Raw genomic sequence first — 21,007 nt, 5'->3', positions numbered from 1 at the left:
GGCAGATCGTGCCCGTTCGCAGGGCTCAAGCGCGGATCCCGAGGCCGGCGAGGATCCGCAGGGCCTCGCCGAGGTCGTTCCGGGTCGCTGCGGCGGTGAGGCAGATTCGGATCCGCGCCGCCGACTTCCGGCCCACGGCGAACATGCCGGCCGGTACGACGCCCACGCCTGCCGCCCGGCATCTGTCGACCATCTCGTCCGGATCCCCCTTGACCCGCAACCAGGCGTGTGGCGCCGGGAGCTGGTCGGTCGGGCCGAGCAGGGCGAGCATCTGGCGCCAGCGGGCGGCGATCTCCGTGCGCTGCCATTCAACTCGCGCCTGGGCGACGCCGCTGTCGATCCATTTCGCGCCGATGAGCATCGAAAAGGGCGACATCAGCCACGTCGTCAGGGGCAGGCTTTCCTGCAGCTTCTCGAGGTCGGGGTCATCGCCAGCGACGAAGCCGAAGCGCAGGCCGGGCAGGACGGTCTGGGAGAGGCTCGACACGATGACGCCGCGCCGGCCGAGTTCTCCCGACAGGGGCGGCAGGGCGCCCAGCGGACCGTAGACGTCGTCCTCGATCACGGTCAGGTCGTGGCGCGCGGCCACCGCCGCCACCGCACGTCGCCGCGCTTCGCCCATCACCGCGCCGGTGGGATTCTGCAGGGTCGGCACGAGAATGGCGATCCGCGCGGCCGAGCCGCCGGCCGCAGCGTCCAGCCCTTCCGGCGTCACGCCTTCCCCGTCCTGCTCAATCGGCACGAGGCGCAGGCGCAACTGTTTGGCCACCATCTTGATGCCCGGGAAGGTGAACGATTCGACGAGGATCGGGTCGCCGGGACGGGTCTTTTCCAACAGCAGCGCCTGCAGCGCAGCGTGAGCGCCGGCGCAGGGGACGATGATCCGGGGCCGCCGTTCCATGCCCCGCCAGGCCAGCCAGTCGCAGATGGCAAGGCGGGTGCGCTCGATCAGGCGCTGTTGCGGATAGCCCGCAAGCTGCGCGTGGTCGCGCGGCGTGAGACTCGCCAGCGAGGCGGCGAGGGAATCGTCGCCGGGCGGCGCGGCGGGAACCGCCGTGGTCAGATCGTAGACCGGCGGCGCGGCGGGGGGCGCGGCAAACAGATTGGCGTCGAGGCCCGGCTTCAGGACATAGGTGCCGCGCCCGACTTCGCCGCCGACCAGCCGCTGGCGGGCCGCCTCCTGATAGGCGCGGCTGACGGTCGAAAGCTTGACGTTGAGGCTCGTCGCCAACTCGCGCTGCGGCGGCAGGCGATCGCCTGCCTGCAGCGTCCCGGCAGCGATGTCGGTCACGATCTGGTCGACGATCTGCCGGAAGCGGATTTTGCCATTCTCTAGTTGCGGTTTCCACATCGAATCAGTGAGCCTGAGATCGGTGGAATTTTAAAGCTGTCATTAGCAATACAATTCAGAACTTTAGAGGCGATTGTAATCGCGATATCGATTTCCGCAAGTTTGCGGGCCAGCGCAATTGGCAGAATTCGCGCACCATCGCCACTACGACTAGAGTGGACGGAGGCGTTATTACGAGTTTGTGATCGGCTGCTAAAAACACGTGCATGCGTTCCGGCCGCGTCGCCTCCAGGGCGAAGAATGCGGCGTGTCCAGGCAATGTGAGTTGGCAGGCCCGGCGCAGTCGAAGGCCAAGGTCGCACAGCCGTGCCCCGGCGTCCGCGCAAGGCCGCGGACCGTCGGCGGCCGTAACGGGTTCAACGATTCAGGGCGAAACCAGCCGAAGCAGGTGCGCGAGGTCCTTGAAGAAGATCTTGATGTGCGCGGCGGGCCGCGCCGGCACCAGCTTCTTGTTCATGTAGGCCTCCCAGGTCAGGCGCTGCACGTCCTTGTCGCGGCAGATGGCGACGAAGCGTTCGCGCTGCCGGTCGGAGCGGTACCAGAAGGTCTGCATGATGCCGAGGATCCAGAAAACGCGACCATGCTCGCGCATGAAGGCCTTGCGGGCCGTTGCGAGCGCCGGTGCGTCGCCGGTGGCGAGGCCGGCTTCGGCGACCATCCTCGCACTGATCATGGCGTAGTAGATGCCTTCGCCGGATGCCGGTGCGACAACGCCGGCGGCATCGCCGGCGAGGATGATGTCGCGGCCGTTGTCCCAGCGCTTCAGCGGCTTCAGCGGGATCGGCGCGCCCTCCCGGCGGATCGTCTCGACCCGGTCGAGCCCGGTGGTGGCCCGCAGTCGCGCTACGGCCGGCCGCAGGCCATAGCCCTTCTCTGCGCTGCCGGTGCCGATGCTGGTGGTCGCACCATGCGGGAACACCCAGCCGTAGAAATCCGGCGAGATCACGCCCTGGTAGTAGACGCCGCAGCGGCGGGGATCGAAATCAGCCTTGCTGGCGACGGGCGAGCGGACGATCTCGTGATAGGCGAAAACGAACGGCATCCGCTCGGCGCCCTCGACGTTCTGTCGGCCGACCGCCGACCGCGCACCATCGGCGCCGATCACCAGCCGTGCCGTGATTTCGCCAAAGGCTTCTTCCTTCGCAGGGCTGGCAGCGCGGTAGCGAACGACCGCGCTGCCGTCGGCATCTCGCTCGATCCGCTCGAACGTTCCGGTAATCCGCCGGGCGCCAGCAGCGGCGGCGCGGACGCGCAGCCACTCGTCGAAATGCTCGCGATCGACCATGCCGACATAGCCGCCGCCCTCGATCGGCATCGGGACACGCCGTTCCGACGGCGCGACCATCTGCGCCGACGATATCCGCGCGACGATGAGTTCGGGAGGAATTTCGAAATCGCTCACCAGCCGCGGCGGGATCGCTCCGCCGCAGGGCTTGATCCGCCCATCCCGGTCGAGCAGCACGACCGAATGTCCGGCTCGCGCCAGCATTTCGGCGGCGGTTGCGCCCGCCGGGCCGCCGCCGACCACCACGACATCCACGCTGTCCATGCCGCCACCCTTTTCGTTCATGCGGGCACCGCCCGATCGTTGCCGGCGCTCGCGGCCGTCGAAACCTGGCGGGCGCCGGTCACCGAGATCGCCCCGAGGGCGAGGGCCGCCGAGACCAGGAACAAAGCGGCCTCGAGGACGAAGACGACGCTGTAGGCCGCGTCGGCCCGGCCGAGAAAGGCCGTCGCCGCGTCGACGAGAACCGTTCCGGCAAAGCCGCCGGCGCCGAAGGCGATCGCCTGCGCCGCGCCCCAGAGGCCCATCCGCACGCCTTCGCGGGCTCTGGTGCCTTGGCCGGCGAGCGCCATCATCGAGCCGATTGCCGCCACCGCGAAGACACCGTTGCTGAGGCCGAGGGCGAAGACCGCTTCGCGCAGCGGGAAGGCGCTGCCGCCGGCCGTGGCGAGCATCGCCAGACTGGCGGCGGAGCCAACGCAGCCGAGGACGCAGAAGCCGCGCAACAGGCCCGGAAAGCGGCGGGACAGCAAGGCGCCGGCCAGAGCCACCAGAACCATGCCGAGGACGACGCCGCCATGCTGGACGCTGGACAATTGCGTCGTCTGGCCCGGCGTCATCGCGAAGACGATGCCGGCAAAGGGTTCGAGGATGAGGTCCTGGGCGCTGTAGGCGAGCATCGAGACGAAGACGAAGATCGTGAAGCGGCGCGTCTGCCGTTCCTGCCAGACTTCGCCGAACGCCTGGCGGAAGGCTGGACGCTGTCGCGCCGCGGGAAGCCGGGCCGTCGGCGACGTGGACTCGATGCCGTGGACGGCGGCGATCGCCAGGACCAGAGCCAGGCCGGCCACGACCGATGTCACGACGACCAGCCGCAGTGGCGAATTGGGATCGAGAAAGCCCCCGGCGATCCCGGTGGTCACCGCGAAGCCGGCGATCATCATGATCCAGATCAGGGTCGCCGCCGGGGCGCGGCGAGTGGGGGCGACGCTGGTGGCGACGAGGGTCAGCAGGTTCGTGCCGGCCGCGCCCACGCCGGCGCCGATGAGGAGGAAGGCAATAGCTGCGGCCAACGTCCCGGCAAGCGGCGAGGCGGACATCAGCGCCGTCGCTGCGGCGGCGCCGACCGTGCCGATTGCCAGGACGACCATGCCGCCGATGATCCAGGGGGTGCGGCGCCGTCCGCCATCGGCGCCGTGGCCGAAGCGGGGACGGAGCATCTGCACCGCATAATGCAGGGCGACCAGGGCGCCGGCCAGCATGGCAGGCAGCGCCAGTTCCACCACCATGACGCGGTTCATCGTCGCCGTGGTTAGCACCACCATCGCGCCGAGCGCCGTCTGGACCAGAGCGAGGCGGACGATCTGCAGCCAAGACAGCCCCATCGCTCTCAGCCCCCGATCACGCTGCTGACGGCAAATGCCGAGACCATCATGCCGGCAACGTAGAGGCTGGTGCCGGTAGCGTTGTACCACGGCGCGCGCTCGCGGGGTGCGGCCAGCAGCCGGCGCATCAGCGCCAGCTGGGCGACGATCAGTCCAGCGACGATGAGCGCGTAGATCGGCGCAGACCAGAGGAAGAGCAGGGCGACGACCAGCAGCTGCGGCGTCAGCATGACGACACAGGCGAGGATCGCGGCAGTGGTGACGCCATACTGCACCGGCAGGGTGCGGACGCCGAGCGCCGTATCACCTTCGACCGACTTGAAGTCGTTGAGGGTCATGATGCCATGCGCGCCGATGCTGTAGAGCCCGGCGAGGAGGATGATCCGCCCATCGGGCAGGCCGCCAGCTACCACGGCGGCGCCGGTGAACCAGGCGAGGCCTTCATAGGCGATGGCGACGGCGGCATTGCCCCACCAGCCATTGCGCTTGAGGCGAAAGGGCGGGGCGCTGTAGGCCCAGGCCAGCCCGCAGCCGGCAATCGCCGCAACCAGCACCCAGGGGCCGAACAGAGCCGCGACGAGGAGCGACAGCAGCGTCCAGACGATCGCCAGGTACAGACCCGATCGGCCAGGCATGCGGCCGGAGGGGATCGGCCGCTGCGGTTCGTTGATCGCGTCGACATGCCGGTCGAACCAGTCGTTGACGGCCTGGCTGGCGCCGCAGAGCAGGGGGCCTGACAGGACGATCCCGGCGATGACGATCCAGAAGACGTCGCTGCCATCGGCGGGGGCCGAGGAGCGGGCGGATATGGCGCCGCAGCCGAAGGCCCACATCGGGGCGAACCAGGTGATCGGCTTCAGGAGCTCGAGCGCCGCCGAGGCGGTCGGACGCGTCTGTCGGGGTGCGTCGAGGATCAGGCGGCTCATGTCCCGAGGCTATGCGGGAGATCGTAGAGTGTCAATCAATCTTGACACATTTGGCCCTGGCTTGTGACAAATTGCCGGATCACCCCGGATGGGGCATATCCTGTAGCTTCCTGCGTAGCGTCAGTTGACGGAATTGTCGCCGGAGTCGGGGGAGGGATCGCCGATGCCGTAGCGCCGGAGCTTGGAATAGAGGCTCTGGCGGCTGAGGCCGAGCATCTCGGCGGCCGAGGCGCGGTTGTTGCGGGTGAGATCGAGCGCGGCCTCGATGCACAATTGCTCGATGATGTCGGCAGTTTCGCGAACGATCTCGCGCAGCGGCACCCGCCCGACGAGACCGGTCATGTCGTTGGCCGACCGCAGGGGCTGGGTGGCGGAGGCAAGCTGTGGGGCGCGCGCCGCCCTTCGCAACGAGAAGCCGTAGAACTGCTGGTCGCTCTCTTTCAGGATCGACCCGCTGAGTTCCACGTCCACCAGACCGCCGTGCTGGGTATGGAGCGTGGTGGAAAAGCTGCGCACGACGCCCTCGGCATCGACGGCGGTCTTGACCACGGCCATTTCGACGCCGCGCCGGCCGATGATGTCGCCCAGAGACTTTCCAGTGGCCTGACGCCCTGTGGCGATCTCGGCCAGATCAAGGAAGCTCTCGTTGGCCGCGACGATCTTCAGGTCGTTGTCGACGACGACGATCGCGTCGGGCAGTTCGCGGCCGGCCTTGGCGATCAGGTCGTGGGCACCCGGCGACAGGCTGTCGTTGCCGTTGCGCCCGAACCGGAGGGAAAGGCGGGTTGCGCCATGCTGGCGATAAAAGCGTGCCGATATGCCGGTGGCGCTGTCGTCGTCGCGCAAGGCGAGGTCGGCGATCTCGATGTCACCGGAGGCGCGGGCCGCGGCGACGAGCTTGTCGAGGTCCCGCACGCTGCGTTCGGCGAACAGCGATTCGATCGTGACACCGGCGACCTGGCGCCCGTCGCTCTCCAGCATCCGGCGGGCTGCTGAATTGGCTTCCAGGATCTTGCCACTGGCCGCGTCGGCGATGACGATCGGGTCGGACGAAGTGTCGAAGAAGACGCGGTACTGGGATTCGGCGTTCTGCAGGCGGGCGTAGTCGCTCTCCATCGCCAACTGCGTCTCGACCAGCTTCTGCTGCAGGATCGAGATGGTGCGCAGGTCGCGGCCGAGTGCGAGGCGCGCGCCGTCCCTGGCCAGCGACAGCATCGCGTAGCTGATCGGCAGGTCCGGCCCGCCGGGCATGGGATGGTTGATCTCGCGGCGCGGCGCCGCTTCGCCCGGATTGCGGTCGCTGAGCATGCGGCCGACCTTGGAGCGGCACTCGACCGTCACGACGTCGATGAAGGGCTGGCCGATCCAGCTGGCGGGCACGTCGCCAAACAGTTCAGCATCGCGGACGGCGACGTCTGCGATGATCCCCTTGGAGTCGATCAGGAGCGCAATATCGGTCGATGCCGTCACCATGTTGGCGACGAGCGTTGCCTCGAGATTAGCGAAGGAGCGTCCCGGATCGGAAAAGGCGCTGCCGGAATTGTTGTAATTAATTCCCATGTTACCCGCTATTTATGCCAAGTCCCTCCGGGATTGACTGGTAACTGCTCACTGCGCAGTCGTGGCGCGGGCATAACAAATCCGCCTTCGCTATGGCTGCTAGCGCGTCCGTCTCAACCAAATCCGCACCATAGCCATCTAGCGGTTCCCGGGTCGCCTGAAAAGCCCAGCCGCCCAGAAACACCCGCAGATCGGGCGATCGGGAGGCCGAGCGTAACGAGGCGACCGAACCGGCCATCCCCTCCAGCATCCGCTCGCTGCCGACGCTGAGGCCGATCGCATCGAATTGCTGGGTGGCAACATCGTGGTGCAGCTCTTCCCAGGTTGCGGCCGGCTCGACCAGCGTCGCCCAGCCTGCCCTGAGGAACATCTCCGCCAGGACGAAAAGCCCGAACGTATGCTGCTCGCCCGGAACCGGCGCCAGCAGCAGGCGCCGTGTCGTCCGCTGCGAGGTCACGGCCAATTCGCTCGCCAGGCGCCGCATCATCTGCTGGAGGTGCGAGGACTTGGTGGTGACGTCGACGAAGCTGAGCCGGTCCTCCTCCCAGAGCACGCCGATCTGCCGGATCGTCGGCGCCATCACGTGGAGAAAGATCGCGTCGAGTTCGAGCCCTTCTTCGACCAGATCGACCAGGAACTGCCATTGCGCCTCCTGTCGGTCGGAGAGGACCAGGCCGAGAAACCGGTCGGCATGGGTTCGACGCCGAAGGGTCTCGACCGCTGCCGACGAGGCGCGGGACGTCTGGTGGGCATCGTAGAGCCGCGGGATCACCATCGACACGATCGCCTGGGCGAGCCGGTTTTCCCAGCCGCTCTCCGGGGGCGGCATCGGACGGCTCCCCGGCTGGTGACGGCGAGCTGCGAGTGTCAATCGCGCTTGACGTGTAGGAATGGTGGGATCGGGTCGCAGCGTGATCGCGGCCCAGCCCATTCTCACGCAGACTCCCAGCCATCGGTCCCTCCCGCCGGCGTGCCAATTACTTCTTATGGTCGAATGCCAGAATTCCCGCGCCATTCCCGGGTCGGGGACCGCCGGGCCGGCGGCAAGGCCGAGCGGCTCGAGCAGGCGGCCGATGACCATCGGGTCGGCGGGAAACATCTCGCCGAGCAGGGCGACGCTCGGCCGGCCGGTGCGGGGCGCCCGGGGCGCGGCGACCGGACCTTGCTCGGCCTCGCCGCGGGCATAGGCGAGCATGGCGCCGGCGAGGATGTCCTTGGCCTCGGCATGGGTCGGCACGCCGAAGCCCGGAACGTCGATGCCGATGATGCGGACGCCGTCGATCGATTTCGGAAGCAGCCGCAGCGGCACGCCCGAGGCCGTCGGCACGCAGAGATTGGTGACGACGATGGCGTCGTAGAGATCCGGGTCGGCCAGATTGTGGACCGCCTCGCGGATATCCTCGAAGAGCTTGCCGGTGACCAGCGTCTCGGAATTGAACGGCACGTAGCCGACGGTGCGGCGTGCGCCGTAGAAATGCGCCGTGAAGGTCAGGCCGTAGACGCAGCAGGCCGAGCCGGAGAGGACGGTCGCGGTTCGCCGCATTCTGAGGCCGACGCGCAGCGAGCCGAAGGCCGGGCACATGGATTGCGGCTGGTCGTGCGGTCCTTGCGGATAGTCCTTGGCATATTGGTCGAGGATCTCGCTCTTGCCGGCTGCGGCGGCCGCGGCGCGCATCTCGGCCTTGCCGGCATGGCAGGACGCATCACCCTCGCGCGGTGCCGGGGCAGCGGGGCTCGTGCCGTCCGTCATGTCGGTGTTGCCGGGTGCCTGATCGCGCGGGCCGTAATCCATTGTCATGCCCCCTCACGCGTCGTCGTAGACGACTTCGAGGGACGGGCGGACGGCAACCGGCTTGCCGCGCATGTCGGCCTGGCTTGCCGGCTGCAGCACGACGTTGCGGCTGTTCTCCTCGCTGGAGAACAGGGACAGCAGGCCGTCCTGCGTCAACGGCGTCGGATGCACCGGCGGCGCGTCGGCGACGTTCTGGGCCAGCTCCTCGAAGAGCGGGGCCCAGCGGCCGCCGGGGATCCCGACGATCTCGTAATTGGCGCTCTTGCGGCGGATATCGTCGTCGGCCGGGATCGAGGAGAGAACCGGGATGCCGACCGCCTTGGCGAAGGCCGCGGCCTCGCCTGTGCCGTCGTCCTTGTTCACGACCATGCCGGCGACGCCGACATTGCCGCCGAGCTTGCGGAAATATTCCACCGCCGAGCAGACATTGTTGGCGACGTACAGCGACTGCAGGTCGTTGGCGCCGACGACGATGACCTTCTGGCACATGTCGCGGGCGATCGGCAGGCCGAAGCCGCCGCAGACCACGTCCCCGAGGAAGTCGAGCAGGACGTAGTCGAATCCCCATTCGTGGAAGCCGAACTTCTCCAGCAGCTCGAAGCCGTGGATGATGCCGCGCCCGCCGCAGCCCCGGCCGACCTCCGGGCCGCCGCGCTCCATGGCAAAGACGCCGTCGCGCTTGAAGCAGACGTCGGAGACGTCGACTTCCTCGCCGGCGGCCTTCTTGCCGAGGAGGTCTGGATGATGGTCGGGCAGGCCTTGCCGCCGAACAGCAGCGAGGTCGTGTCGGATTTCGGATCGCAGCCGATGAGCAGGACGCGCTTGCCCTGCTGGGCCATCATGTAGCTGAGATTGGCGAGGGTGAAGGACTTGCCGATGCCGCCCTTGCCGTAGATCGCGATGATCTGGGTTTCCTTGGTGACCGACCGGAGGCAACGGCTGCCAGCGGCTCGGCGGCTTCGGCGCGCAGGCGTTCGACCATCTCCTCGGTGGAGCCTCGTGCGGCGCGGGTCTCGCTCAGAGCGGTCATTGTGTGGCTCCCCATTCCAGGATCATCTTCAGGCAGGAGACGTCCTCGAACGCCGTGCGGTAGGCTTCGCCGGCGTCGGCGGGCCCATGTCTGTAGGTGACAAGGCCGGCCAGCGACAGGCGGCCGCCAGCGACCATCTGCGTGACGGCCGCCATGTCCGCCGGCAGCCATTGGGCGGCGACGCGGATGTGCGCCTCGCGCATGAAGGCAGGCGGGAAGGCGAAGCTGAGCGGCGCCTTGTAGAAGCCGGCGAGGACGATCTCCCCGCCGCGGGCCAGAAGCGGTATCGACAGGTCGAGAATGTCGCCCGTGCCGCTGACATCGAGGATCGTGCCGTAGTCCGAGCGGGCATCGTCCGAGGGCTGGCAGATATGGTAGCCGTCCGCGCCGGCGTGGCGGCGGGGCTCTGTTTCCCAGACGATCGGGTTGCCGCCGAGCGCCAGGGCGATCCGCGCCGAGAGGCGGCCGAGGACGCCGTGGCCGATGATGAGTTCGGGGATGGCGTCCGCCGCAATGATGGCATGGTGGGCGGTGGCGGCCAGCGCCAGCAGCACGGCATCGGCGCTCATCGACTCGGGAATGCGGGTGACGCGACGGCCGGGCGCCAACAGCTGCGATGCCGAGGCGCCGAACAGGCCGCGGGCGTCGACGAAGCCATTCGAGCCGGGCACGAAGACGCGGTCGCCGATGGATAAATCGCTGTCGCCGTACGTCTCGACGACATGTCCGACCGCCTCGTAGCCGGGAACCAGCGGATAGCCGAGGCCGGGAAAGGGCGGCATGTCGCCGGTGAAGAGCAGGCGCTCGGTGCCGGTGCTGATGCCGCAATACTCGACCGCCACCCGGACGTCTCCCGCCTGCGGCTCGCGCAGGCCGATGCGGCGGACTGCGAGGTGGCCGGGCTGCTGGAAGAGGATGGCGTCGCTGAGCATCACGGGGTCCAGGAATCGGGTAGGCTTACTGTCAATCTAACTTGACACATACATCTGTCAAGAAAATGCGACGCTGCGGCGCGGTATTTCCGCGGCGACGATCTTCGTGGCGACGGGGAGGGAGGTCGGGATCTCGCGGGCCCGCGTCAGGCCGGCGCGTTTCATCAGGCCGGCGATCTCGTCGGGGGTGCGTGGGCGGCCGCTGCCCATGGCGCGGAGGTAGAACCCGAAATACGCGTCGGCGACCGGTCCGCTGTGGCGATCGCCGCTCATCGGCTCGGCGATCATCACCACGCCGCCGGGTCGCAGGCCTTCGCGGAGGCGGGTGAGCAGCGGGACCACCGACTCGTCGTCATGGTCGTGGACGATCCGGACCAGCGTCGCCAGGTCGTAATCCTGCGGCAGGGGGTCGGTGAAGAAGTCGCCCTCGTGCACGGCGATCCGGCGGCCGTTGCGGGAGCCGGGCAGGCGCTGGCGGGCGACCGCCGCGACGGCCGGCAGGTCGAAGAGATGCAGTTCCGCGTCGGGATGGCGGGCGGCGAAGGCGGTGAGGAACCGGCCGCTGCCGCCGCCGACATCGAGGACCCGAGGCGCTCGCGTCGCGGGTCTCCCGCCTTCGTGCCGACGACGCGGCCCTGGCGCAGCGTTCGTATCGCCGCGCCCGAGCGGCCGGACGGGCGGCGCACGAGATCGAGGCGGGCCTGGCTGGCGAGGCGCGCCAGCAGGCCTTCGGGCAGCCGCGCCTCCGCCACGTCGACGACTCGGTCGGACGGCGGCTCGCCCCCTTGCGCGTCCTCTTCGATGTCGTTGCCGCTTGGCGGCGGCGGCTCGTCCTGCGGCGCATCGCCCTGCGATGCATCCGGCTCCTGCTCGTCGTCGGGTTCCGAAGTCGTCGGCAGCCGGGTGGCACGGGGAACCAGGACAAGGCGAATCGCCGCCTCGATATCCTTCTCGCCGACGATCGCGCGGCCGGCCAGGGCGGCGGTGGCGCGCGCCACGCGCAGCGCCAGCATCGGGGCCCGCAGCGAGGCAACGCCGAACGCCCAGGCAGCCTGGCAGAGAAGGGCGGCCGCCTCGTCGCCGGTCTCGGTCTCGAGCAGTCGTTGACGCGCGGCCGCGATCGCGATGCGGTCGCTGGACCGCGCATCGCCGCGACGGGATCGGCCCCATCAAGTTCGATCGACAACGCCAGCCGGTCGCAAAGCGCGCTTGCCGGCGCCTCGTCGGTGCCGATGCCCTCGTCGAGCGCGAGAAGGCCGATCCGCGCCGGGATCTCGGCGGATCTCGGCGGAAAGCCCGTCGCGTTCGATGCGCACGACGCCCGTATCGAGGCACTGGACGAGGAGGCCGCAGGCCTGCGGCGCCATCCGTTCGGCCATCGCCGCCACGAGCACGCCTTGATCGGCCGTCGCGAGCAGGCCGGCCCTCGAGACCGGGCGCCCGGCGGCGAGCGTCGCGGCGAGGTCGATGCCGCCGGTGAGGGCATCGGTCGCGCAACAGGCCGGCATGCGTCGGACAGGTTCGGCCACCGGAAGCAGTTCGTGAAGTCGGCTCATCAGCCTGTCGCGGGCGAACCCGGCCCGCGAGCGCAACCGCAGGCCGATGCGGGGATCGAAAGGGTCACCGCCTCCACCACCTCGGTTCATAGGGCTGCAGCGAGGTCGACGGGCGCTTCAGGAAATTCGTCCGCGGGACTGGCGGGAAAGGCAGTAACGGCGGAGAGGGCCGCCGGGCTCACGCCGCCGCTTAGAGTTCGCCGACGGCGCGTTCTACCCGCGCCGCCGAGCCTGCCTCGTCGAGCGGATCGCGGCGCAGCCGATGCGACGGCGTCAGCGGGGCGAGGCGGGCGAGATGCGTCCATTCGACTATCGTGTCGCCCTCCAGCGCCGCCAGGGCCCGAGCAGCCCTCATCAGTGTCAGCTCGCCGCGGAGCCCGTCGGTACCGAGGCGAAGCGACAGCTGCGCGGCCTTCTCCAGCGTCGCATCGGGGACTTCGATCGTCCGCAGGCGCTGCCGGCCTGCCAGGATCGTCTCGCGCACGACGGCGTTGGCAGCGTCGTAGCAGGCGGCAAAGCTCTCCGGATCGCGCTCGAAAGCGTCGCGTCGCTTGACTACCTCGATGCGGGTCGCAAGGTCGGTCGGGGTGGTGACTTCGACGGAGAGGCCGAAGCGGTCGAGCAGCTGCGGGCGGAGTTCGCCCTCCTCGGGATTGCCACTGCCGATCAGTACGAAACGCGCCGGATGGCGGACGCTGAGCCCCTCGCGCTCGACGACGTTCTCGCCGGAGGCCGCGACGTCGAGAAGGAGATCGACGAGGTGATCCTCGAGCAGGTTGATCTCGTCGATATAAAGGAACCCGCGATTGGCCCGCGCCAGCAGCGCCGGCTCGAAGCGCTTTTCGCCCGCCGTCAGCGCGCGCTCGAGATCGAGGGCGCCGACGTTGCGGTCTTCGGTCGCGCCGAGCGGCAGGTCGACGACCGGCACCGGAACGGGCGTGGGTTTCGTCTGGCCGGTCCCGCCATCGCGGCATGTCTCGCAGGCTTCGCCGGCGCGCGCCGGATCCAGCGATAGGCGCAGTCGCTGGCCTGCATCGGCGGCAGCACCGCCGCCAGGGCCCGCACGGCGGTGGACTTGCCGGTGCCACGGTCCCCGAAGACCAGGACGCCCCCCACCGTGGGATCGACGGCTGCAATGGTCAGTGCCAGGAGCATGGCGTCCTGACCGACGATGGCGGAAAACGGGAACACGGTTTTCATGCAGACTAAGCTAACCGTAAACTTGGCTTTTGAGAAGTACTGTAAAGCCAGTTTGACATATTTCTCTGGCGCCGGCGATCAGGCGTCCGCGACGCCTGGTCGGGGGCGCGAGGCGATGCGGAAACACATGAGGCCGATGAGGCTCGAGATGCCGCCGACGGTGAGCGCCAGATCGTAGCCGCCGAGTTCCCAGAGCAACGATCCGGCAAAGGGCGACAGGGCGAAAGCGGCCAGATACGGCACCGCAATGGAGCCACTGATCGCGCCGAAGTTCGTCTCGCCCAACACCTCGCGGATCATCACCGGCTTCATGATGCTGATGATGCCGTGGCCGCTACCCTGCAGGACGACGAACAGCGCGACGAAGATTGGCTCGACTTCGGCCAGCAGCAACGACACGGTCGCGAGGAGAATGGCGGCGAAGCAGCCGGTCGCGACGGCGCGGCCCGAGACGTGCTTCTCCGAGGCCATCAGCGCGAGGCGTCCGGCTACCTGCATCGGGCCGATCATCGAGGCGGCAAAGACCGCGGTGCCGGCGCCGATGCCACGATCGGCAAGGATCGGCAGCAGGTGATTGATGACGATGCCGTGGTTGGCGCCGAGGAGCGAAAAGCCCGCCGCCAGCGACCAGAACACTGGGCTTTTCCAGATGGCGGGTGGCGGCACAGTCGTCCGTGCCGATCCGGAAGGGGCGGCGGCCGGCTGCCGCGAGCGCCACTCCTTTTCCAGATGGCTGGTGCCGAGCCACAGCAGCGGTGCGCCCACCGCCGCCACGAGGACCGCGAAGGTCCAGGTGGCCGCGTGCCAGTCGCCCGATTCTGCGACGAAATGGTTCAGCGGAAAGGACAGCGTGCCGGCAAAGCCGGCGACGAGGGTGATCAGGGTGATTCCCCGCCGGGCGTCGATGCCGCGCGTGCGGGTGACCAGGGCGAAGCAGGGTTCGTAGAGGGTGCCGCCCATGGCGATGCCGATCAGCAGCCAGAGAGCGGCGAATATCTCGACCGAACCGGCGAAGGGCAAAAGGGCCAGGGTCGCGGCGCCGAACAGCGCGCAGCCGGTCATCATCAGCGGCCCATGCCCCCGGTCGATCAGCCGACCGGTGAGCGGCGAGACGACGGCCGACACCATCACCGCCGCGGCGAAGGCGGCCGTCAACAGCGTCTTCGGCCAGGCCTCGGCCTCTTCCCATCGCAGCAGCAGCGCGGGAAAGAGGTAATAGAGGCCGGCCCAGACGATGGTTTCCCCGACAGCGACGCAAAGCAGTGCACGGGAGAGGGTCATCGAGGCAGCAGCCGGATTGAACCGGTCACGCTGCGGCGCGCAGAAATGCCCGGCGCCGAGACCGTTGACCGCCGAACGGGGCAGCGCCCGGGCCCGCCCTCCCAACCTTTGCTGAGGCACCAGAAAACCATGGTGCCGGCACTACGCTGCCGGTTCGGCAAGTCAATCGGATTCAAGGGGGAGCAGCTTTCACGGGTCATGCCGGGCGAGGACTGTGGTCGCCCTGCAGGTGCCCGGGTGCGCGAGGCTCGAAGGCCGGCGTAATCCGTGCTAGGCGCCGCGGAACCTGCCGCTTGCCGGCTCCACCGGCGCCTTCTCTGCCTTCGGCGCAACAAGGGGATGACAGATGCGTCTTGCTACCTACCCAAGCCTCGACGACGCCAGCGTGATCGTCACCGGCGGCGCCTCTGGCATCGGCGCCGAGATGGTGCGGGCCTTTGGCGAGCAGGGCGCCAAGGTCGGCTTCGTCGATATCGACCGCGAGGCCGGAGCGGCACTGGCCGCAGAGCTTGCCGGCAGCAAGGGCGGAGTCGCCTTTGAACCCTGCGACCTTCGCGACATCGCCGCGCTGCGCAGCGCCTTTGAGGCACTTGCCGTAAAGCACGGTCCGGCGACGGTGCTCGTCAACAACGCCGCGCGCGACGACCGCCATGGCTGGCAGGACGTGACCCCGGAGTATTTCGACGAGCGGATCGCCACCAATCTCCGGCACATGTTCTTCGCGATCCAGGCGGCGGCGCCCGGCATGATCGGTGCCGGCGGCGGCTCCATCGTCAACATGGGGTCGAACTCGTGGTGGGAAGCGGTCGGCGGCATGCCGGCCTACACGACCGCCAAGGCGGCGGTGCACGGTCTAACCCGATCCTTCGCCCGCGACCTCGGCGAGCACCGGATCCGCGTCAACACGGTGGTGCCGGGCTGGATCATGACCGAGCGCCAGAAGCAGCTCTGGGTGACGCCGGAATCGATCGAGAAGCACCGCCAGCGCCAGTGCCTGCCGGACCTGATCGAGCCGTTCCACGTCGTGCGGATGGTGCTGTTCCTGGCGTCCGACGACGCCGCCATGTGCACGGCGAACAACTACATGGTCGAAGCCGGCTCGATCTGACGCGAGGCCTCGCCGGCAGCGGCCGGCGGGGGGAAGGGAGCGGGGGGAGCGTCCACCGGAAGCGCGGTGGCGCATGAACCGGGGCGAGGCCGAAACGACCGGACGCTCGAGCGTCGCGCTCAGCCGAGGTCGCGGCCGACGCCGCCGATCTCGAGTTCGTAGACCACGTGCTTTTCCTCGAAGCCGGCCAGCCGGTAGAGTGCCCGCATCGCCTCGTTGGAGGTGGCGGTGCGGCCGACGATGCGCGTGTAGCCCGCCGCCGTGGCGTGGGCGAGAACCGCCCGCAGCAGCATGACGGAGGCGGCGGATCCGGCGCGTTGGCCGTCGACGTAGAAGGAACGGAAATCGGCGTAGTCGTCGCCGGTTATGAAATTCTGCCGCGGCGCGACCCAGGCCCAGCCGACGATCACCCCGTCGCGCTCGGCGACTTTCGTCCAGTCGCCGCCGTATTTCACCAGCTTGCCGAGTTTCTTGCGGTAATGCGCTAGGTCCGTCACCGCCTCGTCGGCAAAGGACCGCCGCGCGATCGCGGCTTCGAACTCGGCGACTTGCTCGATGTCGCGCAGTTCAAGGTCGCGCAGGACGAGTTCGCTCGGCTTCGGTTCGGCTTGCGTTGGGGCGGTCATGCGGGGAACTCCGGTCTGCTGTGCGGCCGCGCAACCGCGGCGCGCGGACTTGAAGCCCGCCTGCCGCCTCACTATAGGGCAGCGATCCGGCTGAAAAGCGGGCCAAGGCCACGCCGAACGATCAGCTGCAACCAAAGGATGCAATCATGCGAATTCGCCAGGTCGTGGCCGACATGCGCGACTGCTCGTCCGCGATCGAGGACGAGGCGCTGCTGCGCGACGCCGCCCTGGTCGGTGCCCGGGCAGGCGGCGCCACCGTCATCGGCGAGCACGCCCAGCGCTACGTGCCGCACGGCCTGACGCTCGTCGTGTTCCTCGCCGAATCCCATATCATGCTGACCACCTGGCCGGAGTTCAGGATGGTGCTGGTGGACGTGCTCCTGTGCAATCCCGACATGGACGAGGACGCCGTCGTCGACGAGATCGGCCGGCTGCTTTGCCCGGATGGGCTGGTGGAGAAGAGCTACGTGACCCGCAATATAGAGCCGCTCGAGCATTGAACGACCTGACCGACGCCTGGTGGCGCTTCGTCCCGGCGCCGCCGCCCGATGCCGACGCCCTGGCGCTAGCCGCCAGGAGCGGCCGCGGCGCGATCTCTCGGGCGCTGCGGGACGCGCGCGCACGGCTCGGCACCGGCCGCACGGTCAAGCTGCTGCGGTCTGTCGACCGGACGGCGGCGCTGCGGCCGATTCGGGTCTACTTCGCCGCGTCCTACCAACCGCGCGTCATCACCGAGGCGCTGGCGCTGGCCTTCGCCATTGCCGGACTGGATCTCGAGCTCGTCGCCGAAGAGGGGCTGGTCCCGGGTGAGGGCGCGAACGACGCCGAGGCCGGCTTCGACTGCGCGATCGTCTCGGTAGTCCCCTTGGATGGCGAGGGCAGCGCGTCCGGAGAGGCGGTGCTGGTGGCGGCCGAGAAGCTGGCGGCGAACTTATGCTGTCCCGTCGCGGTCATACCGGGCAATGCCCGCAGCTTCGAAAATACCAGCGAATTGCCGGCAGGCGTGTCGGTCTGCCCCGTCGCGGGAGCGCTGACGGACGACGAACTGCTTTTCGACGCGCGCTTTGCCGGCAGTCTCGGTACAATTCCCACACCGCGCGGCGCCGATTCCATCGCCGACACGGCGGCCGGCTTTGCCGCAAGGGTCTCGGGTCGTGCGCCAAAGCTGGTGGTGACGGATCTCGACGACACGCTGTGGTCTGGCGTGCTGGGCGAGACGCCGATGACCCCGCTCCGGCCCGCCTATGGCGCGGCACTGGCCGCGCTGGCTGCGCGCGGACAGGTGATCGCGGCGGCCAGCCGCAACGATCCCGCCGCGGTCGATGCCGCGCTGGCCAAACTGGCCACCGAAACCGCACGACCGCCTTTCGCCCATCTCGCCGTCGGCTGGGAGGACAAGCCGGTGCTGGTCGGGGAGGTGCTGGAGGCGCTCGGGCTGGCGCCGGGGCACACGATCTTCGTCGACAACGACCCGGTGAATTGCGCCAGCGTGGCAGCCCGGTTCCCGGACATGGACGTCCGGCGCTTCACCGGCGAAGAAGCGGATGTTGCCGCCATGCTGCTCGCCGATCCGCTGCTTGCGGCTACGGAGTCGCCGGCAGCTGCCGCCGATCGTTCCACCTTCTACCGGCGCCGCGCTGCGGTCGAGGCGGCGCGCGAGGAGGCGCCCGACGACGCGACGTTCCTCGAACGGCTCGGCACACGACTGACCGTCGTCGCGATCACCCCGGCCAATGTTCCAAGGGCGGCGGAACTGGCGCGGCGGGTGAACCAGTTCGTACTCACCGAGGTCCGGCCCAACGAATCGGCGCTCGCCGGGCGCGGCAGCCCGTTCGACTTTCTCGTCCGCCTCGACGATGTCTTCGGCAGCCACGGGCTGGTCGGCTTGGTGCTGGCGCGGCGCGCGGGCGACGCCGTGGTGATCGACAATCTGTTGCTTTCCTGCCGGGCGCTGCAGCGGCGCGTCGAGTTCGCGATGCTGGCGATCCTGGCGGAGCGGGCGCATGCCGCAGGGGCCAGTCGCCTGGTCGGAACGATCGAGACGCTGGAGCGCAACGCCCCGGCCCGCGGCCTGTTTGCTGCGGCCGGGTGGCCGGAGAGTGGAGGGCGGTGGGTACTGCCGCTCGATCCGTCCGGCCCGGCGTCGCACTGGCCGGCCGGGGTGACACGCGACACGCAGACCGAGAGCGAGGAAGCTTGATGAGCCAATCCACGAGCGAGCCCGTGGCGACCAGGGTGATCGGCATTGTCGCGGACGTGCTGGCAACGGACTCGGCCGGGCTGCATGATGACACCCGCGCGGCAGACGTCGAGGGATGGGATTCCTTCGCGCTGGTGCGGATGGTCTTCGCCATCGAGGAGGCGTTTCCGGTCCGCTTCACCCTGGCCGAAATCGAGGGCGTCGACGGGATCGCACCGTTGATCGCGGCGGTCCGGCGGAAGGTCGAGTCCGCCGCCTGATCCCGGCGGCTTCAGCCGGGCCGGCCGCCACGCTGGCGTTCGAGGATTTGGCCGTCGCAGCGCGGGCAGCCCGCCGCCTTCAGCGCCTCGATCGTCGCGAAGCGCTCGCCGGCCCCGACCGGCGTCGCGAGGCCGCATTCGGTGCAGCGGTAGGCGCGCTCGCGTGGTCTGACCTCGCCGGTATAGATGGCCGCTCCGAACCGTTCTCCGGCCATTGCCGAGCGCGTGCGGTTGGTGGTTTCGAGTTCGAGGAACTGGCCGGCGGAGCCGAGGATCGAGGCCCCGCCATAATGGTTGAAGGACGGCCGCATCCGCAGGATGGCGAGGCCGAGATCGCCCAGCCGCTGTTGCAGGTCGAGCCGGTCGTCGGGGGCAAGGTCGGCGAAGGAGAGGAACAGCTTCAGCCCCGGCCCGGCCGCCAGCGCCTCGATGCCGCGCGAAACGAACAGCGCCATGCCGTCCAGCGTATAGGGTGGGTCGGTGGCGAGGACGTCGAACTGGCCGGCGAGCGCTTCCGGCAACGGATCACGCAGATCGTGCGCGATCGGCTCGAAGGCGATGCCGTGCTGGCTGGCCCCGCGCTCCAGATGGGCGATGCGGCCGGGGTCGAGTTCCAGCACGGTAAGCCGGCGCGGCTGCGCGTCCAGGGCTTGCGCGACGAGGCCGATCGCCACCGAGAGCGAGTCGTCGTCGCCGATCAATAGGATGCGCCGGCCGGCCAGGGCGCCGGCGCGGTGCATCGCCAGCGCCCGCCGCAGCGCCGTCTCGGCGGTGCAGGGCGCCTGGTCGAGCGTGACGTCGACGGCCGGACCATCGGCGACATGCGCCTCCATCGCCGGCAGAAGCGGAACGAGGAGGGGCTCGAGCCCCTCGCCGGCGTCGTCGGGCTGCCTCGCGGGGGTCCGGCGCTGGCGCTGCACGGGCGCGTCGCGCGGCTCAGCCGGTTTCAGCGTCAGGCCCAAGGTCTCGGTAGCAAAGTCGCGCCCCGTGTCCGTCAGCCCGACGCCCTGTCCGCGCTCGAACAGGCCGCGGGTTTCGAGTTCCCGCCGCACGGCGCTGACCACCGGCAACGGCATCCGCACGAGCCGCGCCAGGTCGCGCAGGGCCAGCGGTCCCTCCGTCGCCACGGCGCGCACGATGCCGGCGACGCCCTCGCGGCCCTCGCGAAGGCTCGTCGCCGCGGCGACGTCGGCGAGCACGTCCGGTGTGGATGCGGGAGAGGGGGTGCCGTCTTCGAGGTTCGATGTCATGTGGCCATAGAACCGACCATGCGGCCGCTGTCCATCGGCAAGCTTCCCAAGCCCGCAGCCGCGTGATCGCGGACGGGCGCGAACAGTAAGGCAGGCGAATATTTCGAAGGATGGGCTCGCTTTTCCGTGGGCGAGGGGGCAAAGCGGGGAACGTGCCCATCCCCCGATCGCGGTGATCCCTTTGCACAAGCCGAGCGGCATCCTAGCCGGCATCTGCCTGACCATACTCTCCGGGCTGTCGCTGGCGTCGATGGACACGGCCGGCAAGTTCCTGACCGGCCGGCTGCCGGTGATGGAGGTGGTCTGGGCCCGTTATTTCTTCCACACGCTGGTGATGGTCGCGTGGCTCGCGCCGACCACCGGCATGCGGTTCCTGCGGACGAAGCGGCCGGGCCTGCAACTTCTGCGCGGCGGCACGCTGCTGATCGCGACGCTGCTGATGTACACGGCCTTCTCGCGCATTCCGCTGGCCGACGCCACGTCGGTGCAGTTCTTCGCGCCGGTGCTGGTGACGGTGCTGTCGGTGGTCTTCCTCGGCGAGCGGATCGGCATCCACCGCATCGCGGCGGTGCTCGTCGGGTTCGGCGGGGTGCTGCTGATCGTCCAGCCGGGATTTTCAGACACCGATCCCTATCTGCTGCTGCCGCTGGGCGCGGCGGCGATCCTGTCGGTGTATTTCCTGCTCACTCGAACGCTGTCGGGCGCCGACGACAGCGCCTCGACGCTGTTCAACACCACGGCGGTGGGCGCGGTGTTGCTGACGCTCGCCGTGCCGTTCGTGTGGCAGTGGCCGACTCCGACGGAATTCGTCCTGATGGTGCTGGTCGGCCTCCTGGGCGCGATCGGGCATTTCTGCCTCGTCATCGGCTTCTCCTACGCCTCGGCCTCGGCGCTCTCGCCCTTTCTCTATTCGCAGGTGCTGTTTGCCAGCATCTTCAGCCTGGTGCTGCTCGGCGACCCGCTGCGGCCGAGCCTCATCGCGGGCGCGGCGCTCCTGATCGGCAGCGGCATCTACATCTGGTGGCGCGAGAACCGGCGCTAGCTGG

The 21,007-nt window shown here is 69.0% G+C and carries 17 protein-coding genes and 4 pseudogenes; 5 read left to right on the top strand and 16 right to left on the bottom strand.

Annotated features, from left to right (window positions below):
* Positions 1 to 25: 25 nt before the first annotated feature.
* The 14 genes and pseudogenes from GTW51_RS01050 to GTW51_RS00985 all read right to left on the bottom strand — a co-directional run bounded on the left by GTW51_RS01050 (position 26) and on the right by GTW51_RS00985 (position 14,622).
* The gene (locus GTW51_RS01050; RefSeq protein ID WP_163042028.1) at positions 26 to 1,351 is read right to left on the bottom strand and encodes an aminotransferase-like domain-containing protein; all 1,326 of its coding nucleotides are present in this window, start codon (positions 1,349 to 1,351) and stop codon (positions 26 to 28) included.
* A 364-nt stretch (positions 1,352 to 1,715) separates the two neighbouring features.
* Positions 1,716 to 2,921, bottom strand: coding sequence for a geranylgeranyl diphosphate reductase (locus GTW51_RS01045; protein WP_163042027.1), 1,206 nt, complete (start codon positions 2,919 to 2,921; stop codon positions 1,716 to 1,718).
* Positions 2,918 to 4,240 carry a BCD family MFS transporter gene (locus tag GTW51_RS01040; RefSeq protein WP_163042026.1) on the bottom strand — a complete coding sequence of 441 codons (1,323 nt, stop codon included), beginning with the start codon at positions 4,238 to 4,240 and terminating at the stop codon, positions 2,918 to 2,920. Before GTW51_RS01040 ends, GTW51_RS01045 begins: the two co-directional genes overlap by 4 nt.
* A gap of 5 nt (positions 4,241 to 4,245) precedes the next feature.
* The gene (gene chlG, locus GTW51_RS01035) at positions 4,246 to 5,166 is read right to left on the bottom strand and encodes a chlorophyll synthase ChlG (protein ID WP_163042025.1); all 921 of its coding nucleotides are present in this window, start codon (positions 5,164 to 5,166) and stop codon (positions 4,246 to 4,248) included.
* A gap of 120 nt (positions 5,167 to 5,286) precedes the next feature.
* Positions 5,287 to 6,726 (bottom strand): transcriptional regulator PpsR, encoded by a 1,440-nt coding sequence (ppsR, locus tag GTW51_RS01030; RefSeq protein ID WP_163042024.1) that lies wholly within the window; start codon positions 6,724 to 6,726, stop codon positions 5,287 to 5,289.
* Position 6,727: 1 nt separating this feature from the next.
* Positions 6,728 to 7,210 carry a cobalamin B12-binding domain-containing protein gene (locus tag GTW51_RS23795; RefSeq protein WP_246232564.1) on the bottom strand — a complete coding sequence of 161 codons (483 nt, stop codon included), beginning with the start codon at positions 7,208 to 7,210 and terminating at the stop codon, positions 6,728 to 6,730.
* A gap of 524 nt (positions 7,211 to 7,734) precedes the next feature.
* A pseudogene (locus GTW51_RS01020) lies at positions 7,735 to 8,476 on the bottom strand (nitrogenase component 1); the annotation flags it as partial.
* Between the two features lie 54 nt (positions 8,477 to 8,530).
* A pseudogene (locus GTW51_RS01015) lies at positions 8,531 to 9,500 on the bottom strand (chlorophyllide a reductase iron protein subunit X).
* Positions 9,501 to 9,544: 44 nt separating this feature from the next.
* The gene (bchC, locus tag GTW51_RS01010; RefSeq protein WP_163042022.1) at positions 9,545 to 10,480 is read right to left on the bottom strand and encodes a chlorophyll synthesis pathway protein BchC; all 936 of its coding nucleotides are present in this window, start codon (positions 10,478 to 10,480) and stop codon (positions 9,545 to 9,547) included.
* 57 nt (positions 10,481 to 10,537) lie between these two features.
* Positions 10,538 to 11,335 carry a methyltransferase gene (locus GTW51_RS24440; RefSeq protein ID WP_343033903.1) on the bottom strand — a complete coding sequence of 266 codons (798 nt, stop codon included), beginning with the start codon at positions 11,333 to 11,335 and terminating at the stop codon, positions 10,538 to 10,540.
* Between the two features lie 14 nt (positions 11,336 to 11,349).
* A pseudogene (gene bchD / locus GTW51_RS24270) lies at positions 11,350 to 11,580 on the bottom strand (magnesium chelatase subunit D); the annotation flags it as partial.
* Positions 11,581 to 11,649: 69 nt separating this feature from the next.
* Positions 11,650 to 12,036, bottom strand: coding sequence for a hypothetical protein (locus tag GTW51_RS00995; RefSeq protein ID WP_163042021.1), 387 nt, complete (start codon positions 12,034 to 12,036; stop codon positions 11,650 to 11,652).
* Positions 12,037 to 12,226: 190 nt separating this feature from the next.
* Positions 12,227 to 13,236 (bottom strand): annotated as a pseudogene (gene bchI / locus GTW51_RS00990) (magnesium chelatase ATPase subunit I).
* A gap of 78 nt (positions 13,237 to 13,314) precedes the next feature.
* The gene (locus GTW51_RS00985; protein WP_203565830.1) at positions 13,315 to 14,622 is read right to left on the bottom strand and encodes an MFS transporter; all 1,308 of its coding nucleotides are present in this window, start codon (positions 14,620 to 14,622) and stop codon (positions 13,315 to 13,317) included.
* A 241-nt stretch (positions 14,623 to 14,863) separates the two neighbouring features.
* Between GTW51_RS00985 and GTW51_RS00980 the strand changes: the two genes are divergently transcribed.
* Positions 14,864 to 15,625 carry an SDR family NAD(P)-dependent oxidoreductase gene (locus tag GTW51_RS00980; protein ID WP_163042019.1) on the top strand — a complete coding sequence of 254 codons (762 nt, stop codon included), beginning with the start codon at positions 14,864 to 14,866 and terminating at the stop codon, positions 15,623 to 15,625.
* Between the two features lie 119 nt (positions 15,626 to 15,744).
* Here the strand turns inward: GTW51_RS00980 and GTW51_RS00975 are convergent, their stop codons facing one another.
* Positions 15,745 to 16,251 carry a GNAT family N-acetyltransferase gene (locus GTW51_RS00975; RefSeq protein WP_163042018.1) on the bottom strand — a complete coding sequence of 169 codons (507 nt, stop codon included), beginning with the start codon at positions 16,249 to 16,251 and terminating at the stop codon, positions 15,745 to 15,747.
* A gap of 146 nt (positions 16,252 to 16,397) precedes the next feature.
* On the opposite strand from GTW51_RS00975, the gene GTW51_RS00970 reads away from it, so the two are divergent.
* From GTW51_RS00970 to GTW51_RS00960, 3 genes are read left to right on the top strand one after another with little or no spacing between them, the layout of a single operon-like run.
* The gene (locus GTW51_RS00970; protein WP_163042017.1) at positions 16,398 to 16,751 is read left to right on the top strand and encodes an S-adenosylmethionine decarboxylase family protein; all 354 of its coding nucleotides are present in this window, start codon (positions 16,398 to 16,400) and stop codon (positions 16,749 to 16,751) included.
* Positions 16,748 to 18,451, top strand: a complete 1,704-nt coding sequence (locus GTW51_RS00965; protein WP_163042016.1) for a hypothetical protein — start codon at positions 16,748 to 16,750, stop codon at positions 18,449 to 18,451. Before GTW51_RS00970 ends, GTW51_RS00965 begins: the two co-directional genes overlap by 4 nt.
* Entirely contained in the window at positions 18,451 to 18,711 is a 261-nt protein-coding gene (locus GTW51_RS00960) for an acyl carrier protein (RefSeq protein ID WP_163042015.1), read from the top strand. The genes GTW51_RS00965 and GTW51_RS00960 overlap by 1 nt, the downstream gene beginning before the upstream one ends.
* Positions 18,712 to 18,722: 11 nt before the next feature.
* Here the strand turns inward: GTW51_RS00960 and GTW51_RS00955 are convergent, their stop codons facing one another.
* The gene (locus GTW51_RS00955; RefSeq protein ID WP_163042014.1) at positions 18,723 to 19,961 is read right to left on the bottom strand and encodes a bis-aminopropyl spermidine synthase family protein; all 1,239 of its coding nucleotides are present in this window, start codon (positions 19,959 to 19,961) and stop codon (positions 18,723 to 18,725) included.
* A gap of 172 nt (positions 19,962 to 20,133) precedes the next feature.
* On the opposite strand from GTW51_RS00955, the gene GTW51_RS00950 reads away from it, so the two are divergent.
* The gene (locus tag GTW51_RS00950) at positions 20,134 to 21,003 is read left to right on the top strand and encodes a DMT family transporter (RefSeq protein WP_343033852.1); all 870 of its coding nucleotides are present in this window, start codon (positions 20,134 to 20,136) and stop codon (positions 21,001 to 21,003) included.
* Positions 21,004 to 21,007: the final 4 nt, after the last annotated feature.

The organism is Aurantimonas aggregata, assembly GCF_010500835.1.
GTDB lineage: Bacteria > Pseudomonadota > Alphaproteobacteria > Rhizobiales > Rhizobiaceae > Aurantimonas > Aurantimonas aggregata.
This window is presented reverse-complemented; position numbering and strand designations above follow the sequence as displayed.